Annotated in this window: 18 protein-coding genes; 8 read left to right on the top strand and 10 right to left on the bottom strand. The window is 64.0% G+C overall.

The genetic code is table 11. From position 1 onward, the window contains the following. Window positions 1–5: 5 nt before the first annotated feature. The gene (locus AC58EF_RS15735) at window positions 6–470 is read right to left on the bottom strand and encodes an EF-hand domain-containing protein (protein WP_497277312.1); all 465 of its coding nucleotides are present in this window, start codon (window positions 468–470) and stop codon (window positions 6–8) included. Window positions 471–514: 44 nt separating this feature from the next. Beyond that, the gene (locus AC58EF_RS15730; RefSeq protein ID WP_497277311.1) at window positions 515–1,174 is read right to left on the bottom strand and encodes a hypothetical protein; all 660 of its coding nucleotides are present in this window, start codon (window positions 1,172–1,174) and stop codon (window positions 515–517) included. A 151-nt stretch (window positions 1,175–1,325) separates the two neighbouring features. Between AC58EF_RS15730 and AC58EF_RS15725 the strand changes: the two genes are divergently transcribed. From AC58EF_RS15725 to AC58EF_RS15715, 3 genes are read left to right on the top strand one after another with little or no spacing between them, the layout of a single operon-like run. Then, entirely contained in the window at window positions 1,326–3,347 is a 2,022-nt protein-coding gene (locus AC58EF_RS15725; RefSeq protein ID WP_497277310.1) for a pilus assembly protein TadG-related protein, read from the top strand. After that, entirely contained in the window at window positions 3,344–3,943 is a 600-nt protein-coding gene (locus AC58EF_RS15720) for a TadE/TadG family type IV pilus assembly protein (RefSeq protein WP_497277309.1), read from the top strand. Before AC58EF_RS15725 ends, AC58EF_RS15720 begins: the two co-directional genes overlap by 4 nt. Then, complete coding sequence (locus AC58EF_RS15715) at window positions 3,943–4,608, top strand: TadE/TadG family type IV pilus assembly protein (RefSeq protein ID WP_497277427.1); 666 nt, start codon at window positions 3,943–3,945, stop codon at window positions 4,606–4,608. The genes AC58EF_RS15720 and AC58EF_RS15715 overlap by 1 nt, the downstream gene beginning before the upstream one ends. Before the next feature lie 39 nt (window positions 4,609–4,647). Here the strand turns inward: AC58EF_RS15715 and AC58EF_RS15710 are convergent, their stop codons facing one another. From AC58EF_RS15710 to eno, 4 genes are all read right to left on the bottom strand, one after another. Further along, window positions 4,648–6,012, bottom strand: a complete 1,365-nt coding sequence (locus AC58EF_RS15710; protein WP_497277308.1) for a pyruvate dehydrogenase complex E1 component subunit beta — start codon at window positions 6,010–6,012, stop codon at window positions 4,648–4,650. Next, window positions 6,012–7,091 carry a pyruvate dehydrogenase (acetyl-transferring) E1 component subunit alpha gene (pdhA, locus tag AC58EF_RS15705; RefSeq protein WP_497277307.1) on the bottom strand — a complete coding sequence of 360 codons (1,080 nt, stop codon included), beginning with the start codon at window positions 7,089–7,091 and terminating at the stop codon, window positions 6,012–6,014. Before pdhA ends, AC58EF_RS15710 begins: the two co-directional genes overlap by 1 nt. A gap of 231 nt (window positions 7,092–7,322) precedes the next feature. Beyond that, window positions 7,323–7,634, bottom strand: coding sequence for an FtsB family cell division protein (locus AC58EF_RS15700; protein WP_497277306.1), 312 nt, complete (start codon window positions 7,632–7,634; stop codon window positions 7,323–7,325). Between the two features lie 89 nt (window positions 7,635–7,723). Next, complete coding sequence (gene eno / locus AC58EF_RS15695; RefSeq protein WP_497277305.1) at window positions 7,724–9,001, bottom strand: phosphopyruvate hydratase; 1,278 nt, start codon at window positions 8,999–9,001, stop codon at window positions 7,724–7,726. Window positions 9,002–9,228: 227 nt separating this feature from the next. On the opposite strand from eno, the gene AC58EF_RS15690 reads away from it, so the two are divergent. The 5 genes from AC58EF_RS15690 (at window position 9,229) to AC58EF_RS15670 (ending at window position 11,548) form a co-directional block, all read left to right on the top strand. Next, the gene (locus tag AC58EF_RS15690) at window positions 9,229–9,852 is read left to right on the top strand and encodes a hypothetical protein (protein WP_497277304.1); all 624 of its coding nucleotides are present in this window, start codon (window positions 9,229–9,231) and stop codon (window positions 9,850–9,852) included. Window positions 9,853–9,877: 25 nt separating this feature from the next. Continuing rightward, complete coding sequence (locus tag AC58EF_RS15685) at window positions 9,878–10,267, top strand: hypothetical protein (protein WP_497277303.1); 390 nt, start codon at window positions 9,878–9,880, stop codon at window positions 10,265–10,267. Continuing rightward, a complete protein-coding gene (locus AC58EF_RS15680) occupies window positions 10,264–10,587 on the top strand; it encodes a hypothetical protein (protein WP_497277302.1) in 324 nt (107 codons plus the stop codon). The genes AC58EF_RS15685 and AC58EF_RS15680 overlap by 4 nt, the downstream gene beginning before the upstream one ends. Next, window positions 10,580–11,221: a hypothetical protein gene (locus AC58EF_RS15675; RefSeq protein ID WP_497277301.1), complete on the top strand. Its 642-nt coding sequence runs from the start codon at window positions 10,580–10,582 to the stop codon at window positions 11,219–11,221. The genes AC58EF_RS15680 and AC58EF_RS15675 overlap by 8 nt, the downstream gene beginning before the upstream one ends. Window positions 11,222–11,326: 105 nt before the next feature. Then, entirely contained in the window at window positions 11,327–11,548 is a 222-nt protein-coding gene (locus AC58EF_RS15670) for a DUF4170 domain-containing protein (protein WP_497277300.1), read from the top strand. Between the two features lie 102 nt (window positions 11,549–11,650). On the opposite strand, the gene AC58EF_RS15665 is transcribed toward AC58EF_RS15670, so the two are convergent. The 4 genes from AC58EF_RS15665 to AC58EF_RS15650 form a co-directional block, all read right to left on the bottom strand. Beyond that, window positions 11,651–12,310 carry a rhomboid family intramembrane serine protease gene (locus tag AC58EF_RS15665; RefSeq protein WP_497277299.1) on the bottom strand — a complete coding sequence of 220 codons (660 nt, stop codon included), beginning with the start codon at window positions 12,308–12,310 and terminating at the stop codon, window positions 11,651–11,653. Window positions 12,311–12,315: 5 nt separating this feature from the next. Continuing rightward, window positions 12,316–12,792, bottom strand: a complete 477-nt coding sequence (gene greA / locus AC58EF_RS15660) for a transcription elongation factor GreA (protein ID WP_497277298.1) — start codon at window positions 12,790–12,792, stop codon at window positions 12,316–12,318. Between the two features lie 84 nt (window positions 12,793–12,876). Further along, window positions 12,877–16,212, bottom strand: a complete 3,336-nt coding sequence (carB, locus tag AC58EF_RS15655) for a carbamoyl-phosphate synthase large subunit (protein ID WP_497277297.1) — start codon at window positions 16,210–16,212, stop codon at window positions 12,877–12,879. Next, window positions 16,212–16,436 (bottom strand): methionyl-tRNA formyltransferase, encoded by a 225-nt coding sequence (locus tag AC58EF_RS15650; RefSeq protein WP_161730337.1) that lies wholly within the window; start codon window positions 16,434–16,436, stop codon window positions 16,212–16,214. The genes carB and AC58EF_RS15650 overlap by 1 nt, the downstream gene beginning before the upstream one ends. Window positions 16,437–16,453: the final 17 nt, after the last annotated feature.

Here is a 16,453-nt window from a genome sequence, read left to right as displayed (position 1 = left end):
GAGGGTCAACATCTGCACTTCTGCTTCGCCGCCCGCTTCGGCGCGGTCGCGGCGAACTCCGCCGAGGTCAGCTCGCCGTCCTTATCGGCGTCCGCCGCGCCGAAACGATCGGCCGTCGCCACCGCCCATTCCTCGAAGGACAGGAGGTTGTCGCCATCCCTGTCCAGCGCCTTGAACGCCCTGGTGCGGCTGCCCAGCATCTCGACGCGGGTGATGACGCCGTCTCGGTTCCGATCGTAGCGGGCGAAGCGCTTCTGCTCGCGGTTCTGCGGGCTGGCCTCGGCGGGCATGGGCGGGGCATCCCCCACGGCATCGGGATCACCTTCGGGGAGGCTCTCGACCGGCGATGGCGGCGGCGGCGCGACCGCCAGTTGCGGCGCGGGCGCGGTGTCCGCCCGCCCCTGCCACCAGAAAAGCCCGCCCGCGACCAGCAGCAGCGCCGCCATGCCCCCCGCCAGCACTCGCCCCATGCCTGTCCCCCTCTGTTTCGATGGGCGGAGACTATCGCGATCAACTAGCGCCCGACAAGCGCGATCCGCAGCAGCCGCAGCGCAAGGCCGCGCGGCATCCCCGCCGGCGCGCCCCGCCCCGCCATCACATCCTGCCGCGCCAGGGTGAAGGCGATCCGCAGCGGCTTCCATGCGCGCGGCCAGCGCGCGCCCTCGACCTGCGGCGGCAGATCGAGGGCCATCCGCAACGCCGCCTGCGCCAGCGCCGGATCATCGACGTGCCCAGCCAGATCCCAGAGCGCCCAGACCTGCCCCGCCGCCATCAGCCATTCCGGCGCGTCCCCGGCGTCGGCCAGCGCCCGGAACAGGCCGCCACCGCGCCCGGCGGCATAGTCGCGCAAACCGTCGTCATCGATCTCCGGTTCGACCACCAGCACTTCCCAGCCATCGATCATCGCCACAAGACCCGGTGCGGATATCGCCCCGGTCGCCCGCATCGCGTCCACGACGGGTTCGCCCCGTCCCTTGCGCGCATCCGCATCCTCGATCACGTCGTTCCACCATGCGAGCCGCATCTGCCCGATCGCCCGTTCGCTGGTGGTGCGGGCGACATGCGCCAGCCGCCCGTCGAACGCCCAGATCGCCCGATGCCGCGCCGCCCGCGCGCCCGCATGGGCGGAAAGCAAGGCGGCGAGCGGCGGCAGGGCGTCCTCCCCCCCGCTCATCGCGCGATCCCCGGCGTGACGGGAGCCGGGCAGGTTATCGGTCCTTTAACCATCTTCCTCATACACATTCTAACGGGTGGGCCTGCATAGGCCCGGATGCTGCCCAGCCCATGAGGGGGGTCACGGGCGCGACATGGGTGATTGCGGACAAATGGGCAAGTCGAACGGACATCAAATGGGCTTTCTGGCGCGGCTGCTGAGAAATCAGGCAGGGAACACGATGGTGATCGTCGCGGCAGCGATCATTCCGCTTGCAGCACTGATCGGCGGTGGGCTGGACATGGGCCGCGCCTATATGGCCCGCGCCCGTATGCAGCAGGCCTGCGACGCCACCGCGCTTGCCGGTCGCCGCGCGATGACCGGGTCATCCATGACCACCGCCGACATCACCGAGGCGCGCAAATTCTTCGACTTCAACTTTCCGCAGGGGACGTTCCAGGCGGCCGCCTTCACGCCTGTCATCCGCAGCAAGCCCGGCGAGACCACCACCGTGCAGGTATCGGCGTCGACCACGTTGCCGACCACGGTGATGAAGATTTTCCGCTATGAGACGCTGCCCCTGTCCGTGACATGCGAGGCGCGGTTCGACATCGGCAATACCGACGTGATGCTGGTGCTCGACACCACCGGGTCGATGGCCGAAAACATGACCGATACCGACGGCACAACGATGACGCGCCTGGCTGCGCTCAAGCTGGCGGTAAAGGATTTCTATGATACGCTGGGCGCGGGTTCCAATACCACCGGGCGCATCCGTTACGGTTTCGTTCCATATAGTTCGGCAGTCAATGTCGGCTATTCACTTCCGACCACAGACATGCTAGGCGGGACAACAGGCGACACATGGAATTACCAAACACGCCGGGCCCTCTATTACTATGAGACGTCCTCAACGCCTTCGACTTGCTATCGCCGATATGGTTTGAGCACCTGCTACACCTCATCCACAAACGCCAACAATGCGTCGACATCTTCGACCTTGTCAGCATCCAACTGCACGAGTTGGAGTGGCAACTACGGAACCAACCCCGTCAAGTCCGGCACGGAACCGTCCAACACCACTACGACCACATATAGCTATGACAGCTTCAACGGCTCCACCAATTCTCCGTCCGGTGGGAACAACCGGAAGTGCGTCCGCAAGGAAAGCATCGTTACCAAGACATATGCAACGACGAATACGGCCGGAAGCAACACCACCTTCTATAAGTGGGAATATGGTCAGTATCCAGTCAATCTTGATGGTGTCATAGCGGGCAATGAGGTGTCCAATCCGACCTACAATGCCAGTTCGACCACTGATGCGAACGGTACATCGGTTTCGTCAACCATGACCTGGTCGGGCTGCATCGAGGAACGGTCTACAGACGGCAGCATAACTGCATCGACATCGACCTCCTCAATCCCCAACACTGCTTTCGATCTCCAGATCGACACGGCACCGACAGATATTGATACCAGATGGCGGCCGCACTTGCCTCAGGTAGAATTCAAACGGAACGGTCGTTGGTTGAACGACAACCGGGACAACACAAAAGCCCCGATCCCGGAAACTGACACCTATCGCGCCGGCTCCGGCGGCTGGAACGCGTGCCCCAGCAGGGCGCGCAAACTGGCCAGCTACTCCAGCCGCTCCGCCACGCCCACTGGCATGTCTAGCAGCTTCGACAGCTATGTCGACGGCCTGATCGCAGTCGGCGGCACCTATCATGACATCGGCATGATCTGGGGCGCGCGCTTCCTGTCTCCGACCGGCATCTTCGCCAGCGAGAACAACAGCGCGCCCAACGGCTTCAATATCTCGCGCCACATCGTCTTCATGACCGACGGCGATCTGACCGCCTATGACGCAGTCTATGGCGCCTATGGCTATCAGAAGCTGGACGGTCGTGTCGCGGCGACCAGCACCAATAACGATACCCTAAAAGCAATCCACAAGCGACGCCTCGAAATGCTGTGCAACGCCGTCAAGGGCATGGGCATCACCATCTGGGTCGTGGGCTTCAAGAATCAGCCACCTACGGGCACGTCGGACGAGTCCATGATCGATGCCGAACTGCGCGGCTGCGCCAACAGCGGCAACCACTGGTTCATGGCCTACAAACCTTCAACGCTGCGCCAGAAGTTCCGGGATATCGCCAAGAATATCGGCGGCCTGAGGGTGTCGCAATGATCGACCGGGCGCGCCCTTTCCTCACCCGCCTGCGCGACCACGCCCGTGGCGCGACATTGATGGAATTCGGGCTGATTGCGGGCCCCCTGATCCTCACCATCATGGCGATCGGCGATCTGGGCTATCAATCCTATCTGCGCGCGGTCGCGCGCGGGGTGCTGGAGAAGGCGGCGCGATCGGCCTCGGTCGGGACGCTCAATGCAACGCAGTTGGACGCCTATATCACGCAACAGATGTCGACCATCACCGCGAAGAATGGCAGCCCGCCGGCGGTGGTCAAGAAAAGCTATTATAATTTCTCGCGCGTGGGAAAGCCGGAGAAGATCACGACCGACAAGGAGCCACTGGGCACTTATAATAGCGGCGACTGCTATGAGGACGCCAACGGCAATGGCAGCTTCGACACGTCGACCGGCAACACCGGCCTGGGCGGCGCGGACGACATCGTCTATTATGAAGTGACCATTTCCCAGCCGCGTCTGTTCCCTATGGCCAAGCTGCTGGGATGGAGCGCCACCCAGTCCGTGACGGTCAGCACCATGGTCCGCAACCAGCCCTGGGCTAATCAGGCCACGCCTACGATCCGCTGTTCATGATGAGACGCCCCCTTCTCCCCTTGCGCTTCCTCCTGCGCCGTTTGCGCCATGACGAGCGCGGCCTGGCGCTGATCGAGTTCGCCGCCTCGCTGCCGGTCCTGCTGATACTGTGCATGGCGGGGCTGGAGTGCGCCAATCTGGCGCTGGCGCATCTGCGTGTCAGCCAGGTCGCGATGCTGGTGGCGGACAATGCCGCCCGTGTCCGCACCTCCATCGACGAAGCCGATGTCAACGAGATCATGACAGGCGCCGATCTGACCACCAATTCGCTCCGTCTCAAGGCGAACGGCCGTATCTTCCTGTCCGATCTGGAACCCAATGGACTGACCGGGTCGAACGAGGGTCAATTTATCCGTTGGCAGCGCTGCTGGGGCAATGGCGCCTTCACCTCCAGCTACGGGGTCGCCAATGATGGCAAGACCAACAACAGCATGAGGGACGGCATGGGGCCGGGCTCAACCGCCGCGACCAAGGTCAAGGCGGCCAGCAGCTCCGCCGTCATGTTCGTGGAAGTCGCCTATCGTTACCAGCCGCTGATCACCAATTCGATCTTCGGCAACAGGATCATCCGTTATGCCAGCGCGTTCAATGTGCGCGAGCGGACCGATCAGACGATCAAGAACGCCGGCGGTCTGGCGTCGTCGGCCACTGCCGCCTGCAGCTGAACGGAAAAGGGCGGCCCCGTCGGAGCCGCCCTCTCAACCTTACTTATAACACACCTTCTTCGCCGCCTCGACCACGCGGGCGGCGTCGATCAACGCCGCTTTCTCCAGGTTCGCGGCGTAGGGCAGCGGCACATCCTCATTGGTGACGCGCAGGACCGGGGCGTCGAGATCGTCGAAGCCCTGCTCCATGACCACGGCCGCGATCTCCGACGCGATCGAGCAGGTCGGCCAGCCTTCCTCCACCACCACGATGCGGTTGGTCTTCTTCAGGCTCTCCAGCACGGTCGCGGTGTCGAGCGGGCGCAGCGTGCGCAGGTCGATCACCTCCGCATCGATGCCCTCCCCAACCAGCGTCTCGGCGGCTTCCAGGGCGACACCCACGCCGATCGAATAGCTGACCAGGGTCACGTCCTTGCCAGGCTTCATGATACGCGCCTTGCCGATCGGCAGGACATGATCGTCCAGCTTGGGCACGTCGAAGCTGCGGCCATAGACCAGTTCATTTTCGAGGAACACGACCGGGTCTTCCGAACGGATCGCGGCCTTGAGCAGGCCCTTGGCGTCGGCCGCGTCATAGGGCGCGATGACGATCAGGCCGGGAACGGCGGCATACCAGGGGCCATAATTCTGGCTGTGCTGCGCGCCCACTCTGCTGGCGGCGCCATTCGGGCCGCGGAACACAATCGGGCAGCGCATCTGGCCGCCGGACATATAGTTGGTCTTGGCCGCCGAGTTGATGATGTGGTCGATCGCCTGCATGGCGAAGTTGAACGTCATGAACTCGATGACCGGACGCAGGCCGCCCATGGCCGCGCCCGCGCCGATGCCGGCAAAGCCATATTCGGTGATCGGCGTGTCGATGACGCGCTGCGCGCCGAACTCGTCGAGCAGGCCCTGCGTGACCTTGTAGGCGCCCTGATATTCGGCGACTTCCTCGCCCATCACGAAGACGCGCGCGTCGCGGCGCATTTCCTCCGCCATCGCGTCGCGCAGCGCTTCGCGGACGGTCGTCTTGACGAACTCGGTGCCTTCCGGGATCGCCGGGTCCTGAACGGTCGCCTTGACCTCGGCGGCAAGCTTCGACGTGCCGCTTTCCGCCTTCCTGGGCGCTTCGGGCGCGGCTTCGACCGCCGGAGCCGGAGCCGGGGCTGCGGCTTCGCCGCCCTCGCCCGCCATTTCGGCGATGACCGTGCCGACCTTCACCCCTTCGGTGCCTTCGGCGACGACGATCTTGCCGATCTTGCCTTCATCGACGGCTTCAAATTCCATCGTCGCCTTGTCGGTTTCGATTTCCGCCAGGATATCGCCCGACTTCACCTCGTCGCCTTCCTTCACCAGCCACTTGGCCAGCGTGCCCTCTTCCATCGTCGGCGAGAGCGCCGGCATCTTGATTGCGATACCCATTAATATTGCTCCACCAGCACGTCGGTATAGAGTTCAGCGAGATCCGGTTCAGGCGAGGTTTCGGCGAAATCGGCCGCTTCGGCGACGATCTTGCGGATATCCTGGTCGATCACCTTGATCTCGTCTTCGCTGACGCTGGCGTCGATCAGATATTTCTTCACGCCCTCAATCGGATCGGACTTGTCGCGCATCGACTGCACTTCCTCGCGCGATCGATATTTGGCCGGGTCGGACATGGAGTGACCGCGATAACGGTAGGTCTTCATTTCCAGCAGGATCGGGCCATTGCCCCCCTGCACCCATTTGAGCGCTTCCTCGGTCGCGCCGCGCACCGCGAGCACGTCCATGCCATCGACCTGAAGGCCCGGAATACGGAAGCTCTCGCCACGGCGATAGAGCTGGTCTTCCGACGAGGCGCGATTGACGCTGGTGCCCATGGCATATTGGTTGTTCTCGATCACGAAGATGATCGGCAGCTTCCACAGTTCGGCCATGTTGAACGATTCATAGACCTGGCCCTGGTTGGCCGCGCCGTCGCCGAAATAGGCGACGCAGACGCCGCCATCGTCATTATATTTATGCGCGAAGCCCAGGCCCGCGCCCAGCGACACCTGTGCGCCGACGATACCATGGCCGCCGTAGAATTTATGCTCGACGCTGAACATATGCATCGAACCGCCCTTGCCGCGCGAGATGCCCGCTTCGCGGCCGGTCAGTTCGGCCATGATGAGCTTAGGATCGATGCCATAGGCAAGCATGTGACCATGGTCGCGATAGCCGGTGATGACGCTGTCCTTGCCGGGCTTCAATGCCGACTGGATGCCGACGGCAACGGCTTCCTGACCGATATAGAGGTGGCAGAAGCCGCCGATGAAACCCAGGCCGTAAAGCTGGCCGGCCTTTTCCTCGAAGCGGCGGATGAGGACCATCTGCCGGTAGAATTCCAGCAGCTCTTCCTTGCTGGCCTTGTAATCGGTGGGCGTTTGCGGGCGAGGCCGGTTATGGTCCGCACCGGCAACGGCGGGTGCAGCCGCCTTTGCCCTTGCGCTCGCAGCGCGCGGCGTGGTTGGTTTCGCCAAGGCTGTTATCCTTTTGCGTGGGGTAGGATGGAAGGAAGCCCGATATAGCGGCAGAGTTGCATATATTGCAACTGCGGACCCCCCGGAATCCGGCCAGAACCAATAGCCATCACCCAAAATTGATGGGTTTGAACGGCCTGGTCGCAGAGCGGTAAAACGCACTCGCAGCAAAATTGCGAAAAGGCGGATTTGCGCGCAAAATCCTTTCGCGGATGTCGCGCCGCCGTAACGTCAATTGAGCGGGACGATCACTTCGTCATGATGAATCACGCCGAGTTGGCGGCGGATCAGCTCGTCCGCCAGGTCGGGATCGACCCGGCGCGGGTCGAGCGCCTCGACCCGGTTGCGCAGTTCCGCGCGCGCCTGCTGGGTCTTCCTGAGTTCGGCCTGCGCCTGGCGCAGCTGGCGGGTATAGTCGCCCCAGGCCAGCACGCCGTTTGATCCCAGCACGACATAGCCCGCGAAAGAGAGCAGGAGCAGCAGCGCGATCGCGGGGCCAAAGGCCGACGCCAGCAACAGTCGAAGTTTCGCGATATGCGCCATGGATCAGAAGAATCACAGCAAATGGCCGGCCGCAAGTGAAAAATCATCAACTTGCGACCGGCCGAATATTTTGTTGCTTTACAGACCGCTTATGAGCGGAAGATCGAGCGTCCGGCATAAACGGCGATGTCGCCCAATTCTTCCTCGATGCGGATCAGCTGGTTATATTTGGCGAGCCGGTCCGAACGGGCGAGCGATCCGGTCTTGATCTGGCCGCAATTGGTGGCGACGGCGAGGTCGGCGATGGTCGCGTCTTCGGTCTCGCCCGAACGGTGCGACATGACCGCGGTGTAGCGCGAGCGGTGCGCCAAGTCGACGGCGGCCAGCGTTTCGGTCAGCGTACCGATCTGGTTCACCTTCACCAGCAGCGAATTGGCCAGCCCCTTGCCGATGCCCATGGCAAGGCGGGCCGGGTTGGTGACGAACAGGTCGTCGCCCACCAGCTGCACCTTGTCGCCGATCTTGTCGGTCAGCGCCTTCCAGCCTTCGAAATCATCCTCGCTCATGCCGTCCTCGATCGACTTGATCGGATAGTCGGCGGTCAGCGCGGCGAGATAGTCGGCCATTTCGACCGGCGACAGGGACAGGCCTTCGCCCGAAATCTCGTACTTGCCGTTCTTGAAGAATTCGGTCGCGGCGCAGTCCAGCGCCAGCACGACGTCGTCGCCCGGCTTGTAGCCCGCCTTCTCGACCGACAGCATAATGAAGTCGAGTGCGTCGCGGGTCGAGGCGATGTTGGGGGCGAAGCCGCCCTCGTCGCCGACCGATGTCGCCAGCCCCTTGTCGTGCAGGCCCTTCTTGAGCGTGTGGAAGATTTCCGACCCGATCCGCACGGCGTCGGCTATGCTTTCCGCGCCGACCGGCATGATCATGAATTCCTGGAAATCGATCGGATTGTCGGCATGTTCGCCGCCATTGATGATGTTCATCATCGGCACCGGCAGGACATGAGCCGACACGCCGCCGACATAGCGGTAGAGCGGCAGGCCGCGCGCGTCGGCGGCGGCCTTGGCAGTGGCGAGCGACACGCCCAAGATCGCGTTGGCGCCCAGACGCGACTTGTTCTCCGTGCCGTCGAGCGCGATCATCGCGGCATCGACCTCGGCCTGGTCCTCGGCGTCGAGGCCGATGATCTGCTCGGCGATCTCGTCATTGACGGCGGCGACGGCGGCCAGCACGCCCTTGCCCAGATATCTGGATTTGTCGCCGTCGCGCTTCTCGACCGCCTCATAGGCGCCGGTGGATGCGCCCGAGGGCACGGCGGCGCGCCCGAAGCTGCCGTCTTCCAGCATGACGTCGACTTCGACGGTGGGGTTGCCACGGCTGTCGAGTATCTGGCGGGCGTGGATGTCGAGAATAGCGGTCATGATCGCTCCCTGATATATGGCCTCATCGCGGCCGGGCGGCTATTTCGCGCCCCGCTTAGCCAGCGCCTCCCGCCTTGGCAATGCGGGGGCTTGCACGAGGCGAAAAAATGCCGATGCTCAAAATGTAACGGCAACGGAACTGTAGGCCGCCGCGAAGCATTAGGAGCATGACCCCGCCGCATTCCCTCGCGGCCGCCATGCTGGACATGAAAGGGAGACTGAGGACGATGGCCGACACACCGGAAACCCCGCCCGTCAAGCGCGTGAAGAAGACGCCGGCGGCCAAGCCCGTCAAGGCGAAGCCGGTCAAGGCGACGACGGCCGCCGCAGCGCCGGTGAAGGCGGCGCCGGTCAAGAAGGCCGCGACGCGCAAGGCGCCCGCCCCCAAGAAGACCGGCAATGGCGCCGCAGCCCATGGCTGGACCGCGCAGATCGCGCCCCTGAAGGAACAGGCCGAAAAGGCGGCGAAGGCGGCCGCCGACAAGCTCAACGCGGTCGACTGGAAGGCGCATATCGACCCGATCAAGGAGCAGGCGGGCAAGACCGCCAAGTCCGCCGCCGGCGTCGCCAAGGACAAGACCGGCACCGCTATGCAGAGCCTGGCCAAGCTGATTTCCGACACGGCCGGCACCGTCGACGCCAAGCTCGGCCCGCAATATGGCGACTATGCGCGCCAGGCCGCCGAACAGGTCGCCGGGGCCGCGGACAGGCTGGAAAGCAAGGATGTCGACCAATTGATGGACGAAGCGCGCGATTTCGTGCGCAAGAGCCCGGCCGTCGCCATCGGCGCCGCCGCCGTGGTCGGCTATGTCCTCATGCGCCTCGCCAAGGGGTCCGACGACAAGGCTTGAAGATCGGACGGGGCGGAGAGTCGTTTTGATTGAACAGCCAGCGGAAACGGCGGTGACGCCGCACGCCGACGGGCCGGATGAGGCCGCGCAGGACGAATCGGTGCGCGACGCCTTTGCGCGTCTCTATGCCGATGCCCGCGCCTATGCCGCCGCCGAAGCCGACAGACAGAAGCTGCGCGCCGGGATCGTCGCGGGCGCGGCGCGCAATGCCGCGATCTTCGGCGTCGTCGCCTTCATCCTGGCCTTCGCCAGCGTCGTCGCGCTGCTGGTCGGCCTGATCCTTGCCTTGCAGACCAGCCTGGGCACGCTGGGCGCCACGCTGGCGGTGGTGGGCGGCGGACTGCTGATCGCTATGATCCTGCTGCTGCTCGCGAAGGGCTGCATCACCCGCATGAAGAAGGCGATAGCCCCATGAATCAGGAAGCGGCCTATCGCGACGCCTGCACCCGCGCCGACGAACAGCGCGCCCGGCTGGCGGCCAGCGCGCAGGCAGCCAAGGCCCGGATCGCCCCTGCCCGGCTGAAGCAGGACGCCAAAAATAAAGTGACGGCCACCGCGCTCGACGCCGCGGCCTACGCCGCCGCCAAGGTGCAGCAACGCCCCGTCGCGATCGGGGCAGCGGCGGCCGCCTTCGGACTTTTCCTTGCACGCCGCCCGCTGGCGGCACTTTTCGGACGGTTATACGTTCGTTTCAGGAACAGGGACACCGACCTTTCGGAGATTGATGATGGCTGATATCCGCGCTCAATTCACCCGCGTCCGCGAAGCGGCGAACGACGCCGCGGTCACGGCGACAGACCGGATCAAGGACACCACCGAAAAGGCCCGCGAAGGCGCCGGCGAACTCATCCAGACCAGCCGGGACAAGGCGAGCGACGCCTATGCCGACGCCCGCGACAAGACCCAGCGCGCCGCCGCCCGCGCCAACCAGATCGTGCAGGACCATCCGGTCATGGCCGTGGCGGGCGCCGTCGCCGCCGGCGCCGTCATCGCCTGGATGTTCCCCAAGAGCCGCCGCGCGATGAAGGCGCTGCCCGGCCTTGCCGCCAGCGCCGGAACGAAGGTCCTCGAAGCCGCCAGCGCCGCCCGTGCGGCGGCAGCCGATGCGGCCGTCGCTGCCCGCTCGGCGGCAGCCGATGCGGCCATCGCTGCGCGCGATGTCGCCGCGGACGGCGCCGAAACGGTGAAGCAGGGCGCGACCAGCGCATTGCACGCCGCCGGCGATGCGGCAGCCAGCGCGAAGGACAGCCTCGCATCTTCCGAACTCCCCGCCAAGGCATCCAGGCTCGCCGACGACGTCGCCGCGCTGGTCGCGGCCCGAGTCGATGCGATCCGCAGCGCCATCAAGGCGCGATTGCCGAAAAGCTAATCGCGATTGCCCGATATGCAATCGACACCTGCTCCTCCTCTCCTTGGCTGATCGCGGCGCCAGTGCTAGAGCGCTCGCAATCAGCCAAAGGAGAACAATAAGACCATGAGCAAGATGCATCTGGTGATGGGTGGTCGCGTCACCAACCCGCAGACGCTGGAATTTCAGGATCTGAGCAAGGTCGATCTGGTCGGCGTATTCCCCGACTATGCCTCGGCCGAAAAGGCCTGGCGCGGCGCAGCGCAGCGCACCGTCGACGATGCGGAAATGCGCTATGTGATCGTGCACCTGCACCGTTTGCTGGAGCCGGAACTGCCGAGCGCCTGACAGCAGAATTCCCAAACCCGTTCGCTTCGAGCGAAGTCGATAAGCGCCTGGGCTATCGTGCCCCGACTTCGCTCCACACGAACGGGATATTGTCCAAATTTCCTAATTCACCGCCCGCGGCTTCTTGCGGAAGCGCCAGCGCAACAACGGGCGCGTCACCGCCAGCCCCGCCAGGAAGCCGCCGATATGCGCGGCGATCGCGATCTGACCCAGATCGCCGAAACCGCCCGCCGTCGCCACTCCGATCATCAGCTGGATCGCGATCCAGCCCGCGGCCAGCCACAGCACCCGCACCAGATTGGCCGATAGCGGCCCTACCTTGCGCACCTGCTGCTGGCTGTAGAGCAGCGAATAGGTGGCGAGGATCGCGGAAATCGCCCCGCTCGCCCCCACCATCGGATTGGTCGAAGCGGGGTCCACCACCCATTGCGCCAGACAGGCGGCATAGCCGCCCACGCCGTAAAGAAACAGCGTGCCACCCCAGCCCAGCACATGCTCCACCTGCCGCCCGCAGAAGATCAGCATCAGCATGTTGAAACCGATATGCAGCCATCCGGCATGGATCAGCGTGCAGCTGACCGGGGTCAGCCAGATGGGCACCGCCGCCATGCCCTGCAACAGGGCCGGCTCGCCGATCCGCGCGGGGATGAAGCCGCCAAGGATCGCGGCGTCGTCCACCTTGCCGGTCAGAGACAGGAGCAGGAAGGCGGCGACACTGATCGCCGCGATTCCGTTGGTGGCGCGACCGGCGGGCAGTCTCACGGCGCTCAGATGAACTGGATCTTGTCGACCAGGTAGAATTTGTCGCCCGACGGGACCGACACTTCGACCTCGTCGCCGACCTCGCGTCCGATCAGCGCACGGCCCAGCGGGCTGTTATAGCTGATCATGCCCATCTTGGCGTCCGCCTCGGCCTGGCCCACAATCTGATATTTGATCGGCTTGTCGTCCTCGTCCAGCAGGGTCACGGTCGCGCCGAACACAATCTTGTTGCCCGACAGGGTGGTCGGGTCGATGATCTGGGCGCGGGACAGCTTGTCCTCCAGATCGTTGATCGTGGCTTCGACCTGGCCCTGCCGTTCCTTGGCGGCGTGATATTCGGCATTTTCCGAAAGGTCGCCATGCGCGCGCGCTTCCTCGATGGCGTCCACGATCAGTGGGCGCTCAGCCTTCAGCTCGCGGAGCTGCGCATTGAGCTTGTCATAGCCCGCCTGCAGCATCGGCATCTTTTCGACGGTCGCCATTCCCTAAAAATCCTTCGTCAAAACTTCCCTCTGGCGGCTCCTTCGAAAGGAGCCGCCCCGCAGCATCATTCCTTGTGCAGGGGTTCAGGCTTGCGACAGGGGATAATAGGACTGGAGTGCGCGCACTTCAAGGGCACGCCCCCGAAGCGCTTCGATCGCGTCCGCCGCGGCGACACTGGCCGCCGCCGTGGTGAAGCTGGCGATCTTGGCGCGCAGCGCCGACGTGCGGATCGCCTTGCTGTCCTTGAGCGATTGCCAGCCCTCAGTGGTGTTGAAGATCAGCTGCACGTCGCCGTCGGTGATCCGATCGACGATGTGCGGGCGTCCTTCGGCCACCTTGTTGACCGTTTCGACGGCAATGCCCTGCGCCTCCAGATAGGAAGCGGTGCCGCTGGTCGCGATAATGGTGAAGCCCATCGCCGCCATCTTCCTGACCGCCGGCAGGATGACCGGCTTGTCGCTATCCTTGACCGACACGAAGACGGTGCCTTCGGTCGGCAAGACCATGCCCGCGCCCAGCTGCGCCTTGGCGAAGGCGGTCGCGAAATCGCTGTCGATTCCCATGACTTCGCCGGTGCTCTTCATTTCGGGCGACAGGACCGGATCGACGCCGGGGAAGCGCGCGAAGGGGAAGACCGCTTCCTTGACCGCGATGTGCGAAATCGCGTTGCGATCGATCTTCGGCAGATCCTTCAGCATCTCGCCTGCCATCACGCGCGACGCGATCTTGGCGATGGGCGTGCCGATCGCCTTGGCGACGAAGGGCACGGTGCGGCTGGCGCGCGGATTGACCTCGATCAGATAGACGGTGCCGTCCTTGACCGCGAACTGGATGTTCATCAGGCCCCGGACGGACAGAGCACGGGCCAGAACATCGGCCTGCCGTTCGATTTCCGCGATGATTGCATCCGACAGGCTGTAGGGCGGCAGCGAGCAGGCGCTGTCGCCCGAATGGACCCCCGCCTCCTCGATATGCTGGAGCACGCCCGCCACGACGACATCGTCGCCGTCGCACAGCGCATCCACGTCCACCTCGACAGCATCGCGCAGATATTGGTCGATCAACACCGGCGAGTCGCCCGACACCTGCACGGCGGTGGTGATATATTCCTCCAGCTGCGCCTGGCCGTCGACAATCTCCATCGCCCGGCCGCCCAGCACATAGGACGGCCGCATCAGCACTGGATAGCCGATGCGGTTGGCGACGGCGATCGCCTCTTCCCGGCTGCGGGCGATGCCGTTGGCGGGCTGCTTCAATTTCAGCTTGTCGATCAGCGCCGCGAAGCGCTCGCGATCCTCGGCCAGGTCGATCGCGTCGGGGCTGGTGCCCAGGATGGGAATGCCCGCATCCTCCAGCGCCTGCGCCAGCTTGAGCGGCGTCTGGCCGCCGAACTGGACGATGACGCCGGCCAGCGTGCCATTCGACATTTCGACGCTCAGGATTTCGAGGACATCCTCGGCCGTCAGCGGCTCGAAATAGAGGCGGTCGGACGTGTCATAGTCGGTCGACACGGTTTCCGGGTTGCAGTTGACCATGATCGTCTCATAGCCGACCTCGGCCAGCGCGAAGCAGGCATGGACGCAGCAATAATCGAACTCGATGCCCTGCCCGATCCGGTTCGGCCCCCCACCCAATATGACCACCTTCTTGCGGTCGCTCGGCTGCGCCTCATTCTCCGCCTCGCCGAAGATCGGCGCTTCATAGGTGGAATACATATAGGGCGTCTTCGCCTCGAATTCGGCGGCGCAGGTGTCGATGCGCTTGAACACCGGGCGCACGCCCAACCTGTGGCGCAACGCACGCACTTCATCCTCGGTCACGCCGCCGGTCATGGCCTTGACCGCTTCGTGGATCAGGCCCGAACCGCGGGCGATGCCGCGCTCCATGCCGCGCAGGTTGGCGGACTTGAGCGCCAGCCAGGCGAGCCGCTTGTCGGAAAAGCCCATGGCTTTCAGGCGACGCATCCCGTCCGCATCCTGCGGCAGGCCGTTTTCCAGCACCTCGGCTTCGGCGTCGACGATTTCCTTGATCCGCTCCAGGAACCAGGGGTCGAACTTGGCGATGGCGTGGATTTCCGCGACGGTCAGCCCTTCACGCAGCGCCTGCGCGGCGACCAGCAGGCGGTCGGGCGTCGGCTGCGCCAGAGCGGCGACGATGTCGTCCTTGGGCGCGCCGACCAGATGATCGACCTGATTGAAGCCCGACAGGCCGGTTTCCAGACCGCGCAGCGCCTTCTGCATCGATTCATGGATATTGCGGCCAATCGCCATGACTTCGCCGACGGACTTCATGGCGGTTCCGAGCAGCGGCTCGGACCCCTTGAACTTTTCGAAGGCGAAGCGCGGGATCTTGGTCACGACATAGTCGATGGTCGGCTCGAACGAGGCCGGCGTCGCGCCGGTGATGTCATTCTCGATCTCGTCGAGCGTATAGCCCACGGCCAGCTTGGCCGCGACCTTGGCGATCGGGAAGCCGGTCGCCTTCGACGCCAGCGCCGAGGAGCGCGACACGCGCGGGTTCATCTCGATCACGATCAGGCGGCCATCCTTCGGATTGACCGCGAACTGCACGTTGGAACCGCCTGTTTCGACGCCGATTTCACGCAGCACGGCGATGCTCGCGTTGCGCATGATCTGATATTCCTTGTCGGTCAGCGTCAGCGCCGGCGCGACGGTGATGCTATCGCCCGTATGGACGCCCATCGGATCGATATTCTCGATCGAGCAGATGATGATGGCATTGTCGTTGCGATCGCGCACGACTTCCATCTCATATTCCTTCCAACCGAGGAGCGATTCCTCGATCAGCACTTCGGTCGTCGGCGATGCGTCGAGGCCCTCGCTGACGATCCGCTTGAACTCTTCGCGGTTATAGGCGACGCCGCCGCCCGTGCCGCCCAGCGTGAAGCTGGGGCGGATGATCGAGGGAAGCCCGGTGAACTCCAGAGCCTCCAGCGCCTCCTCCATCGAGTGCGCGATGCGCGAGCGGGCGGATTCGAGGCCGATCTTGTCCATCGCGTCGCGGAACTTCAGGCGATCTTCCGCCTTGTCGATCGCGTCGGCGTCGGCGCCGATCATCTTGACGCCGAACTTCTCCAGCGTGCCGTCATTGAACAGGGCCAGCGCCGTGTTCAACGCGGTCTGCCCGCCCATCGTCGGCAGCACCGCATCGGGCCGCTCCTTCTCGATGATCTTCGCCACGATTTCGGGCGTGATCGGCTCGACATAGGTCGCGTCGGCAAATTCCGGGTCGGTCATGATCGTGGCCGGGTTGGAATTCACCAGGATGATGCGATAGCCCTCCTCTTTCAGCGCCTTCACCGCCTGCGTGCCCGAATAATCGAACTCGCACGCCTGGCCGATGATGATCGGACCCGCGCCGATGATGAGGATGGAGGAGATGTCGGTTCTTTTAGGCATCAGAAGTGGCTTTTCCCGATCTGCACCAGCTTTTCAAAAGCGGTTTTATCTAAGCGAATTGTTTGCGAAACTTTCCCAGGCATCTCCCGGCCGGGTCGGCCGTAGGTATCAATCTGGATCAGTTTCTCACGGCCGCAATCTACAAGCCGCACGATGGTTTCGACCTCTTCGTGAGGCCGGGCATTGTCTAGATGTTCAACCGTAAAGTCGCGCACCGTCGCCATTGCTCAATCCCTCCCAA

The organism is Sphingobium sp. WR1 (genome assembly GCF_059693745.1).
This window is presented reverse-complemented; position numbering and strand designations above follow the sequence as displayed.

Bases quoted from the DNA above. Each gene is read 5' to 3' on its own strand.
- eno (WP_497277305.1), bottom strand. From the start codon at position 9,001: ATGACCGCTATTCTCGACATCCACGCCCGCCAGATACTCGACAGCCGT.
- AC58EF_RS15725 (WP_497277310.1), top strand. From the start codon at position 1,326: ATGGGCAAGTCGAACGGACATCAAATGGGCTTTCTGGCGCGGCTGCTG.
- AC58EF_RS15680 (WP_497277302.1), top strand. From the start codon at position 10,264: ATGAATCAGGAAGCGGCCTATCGCGACGCCTGCACCCGCGCCGACGAA.
- AC58EF_RS15670 (WP_497277300.1), top strand. From the start codon at position 11,327: ATGAGCAAGATGCATCTGGTGATGGGTGGTCGCGTCACCAACCCGCAG.
- AC58EF_RS15710 (WP_497277308.1), bottom strand. From the start codon at position 6,012: ATGGGTATCGCAATCAAGATGCCGGCGCTCTCGCCGACGATGGAAGAG.
- AC58EF_RS15690 (WP_497277304.1), top strand. From the start codon at position 9,229: ATGGCCGACACACCGGAAACCCCGCCCGTCAAGCGCGTGAAGAAGACG.
- AC58EF_RS15735 (WP_497277312.1), bottom strand. From the start codon at position 470: ATGGGGCGAGTGCTGGCGGGGGGCATGGCGGCGCTGCTGCTGGTCGCG.
- carB (WP_497277297.1), bottom strand. From the start codon at position 16,212: ATGCCTAAAAGAACCGACATCTCCTCCATCCTCATCATCGGCGCGGGT.
- AC58EF_RS15650 (WP_161730337.1), bottom strand. From the start codon at position 16,436: ATGGCGACGGTGCGCGACTTTACGGTTGAACATCTAGACAATGCCCGG.
- AC58EF_RS15675 (WP_497277301.1), top strand. From the start codon at position 10,580: ATGGCTGATATCCGCGCTCAATTCACCCGCGTCCGCGAAGCGGCGAAC.
- AC58EF_RS15720 (WP_497277309.1), top strand. From the start codon at position 3,344: ATGATCGACCGGGCGCGCCCTTTCCTCACCCGCCTGCGCGACCACGCC.
- AC58EF_RS15700 (WP_497277306.1), bottom strand. From the start codon at position 7,634: ATGGCGCATATCGCGAAACTTCGACTGTTGCTGGCGTCGGCCTTTGGC.
- greA (WP_497277298.1), bottom strand. From the start codon at position 12,792: ATGGCGACCGTCGAAAAGATGCCGATGCTGCAGGCGGGCTATGACAAG.
- AC58EF_RS15715 (WP_497277427.1), top strand. From the start codon at position 3,943: ATGAGACGCCCCCTTCTCCCCTTGCGCTTCCTCCTGCGCCGTTTGCGC.
- AC58EF_RS15730 (WP_497277311.1), bottom strand. From the start codon at position 1,174: ATGAGCGGGGGGGAGGACGCCCTGCCGCCGCTCGCCGCCTTGCTTTCC.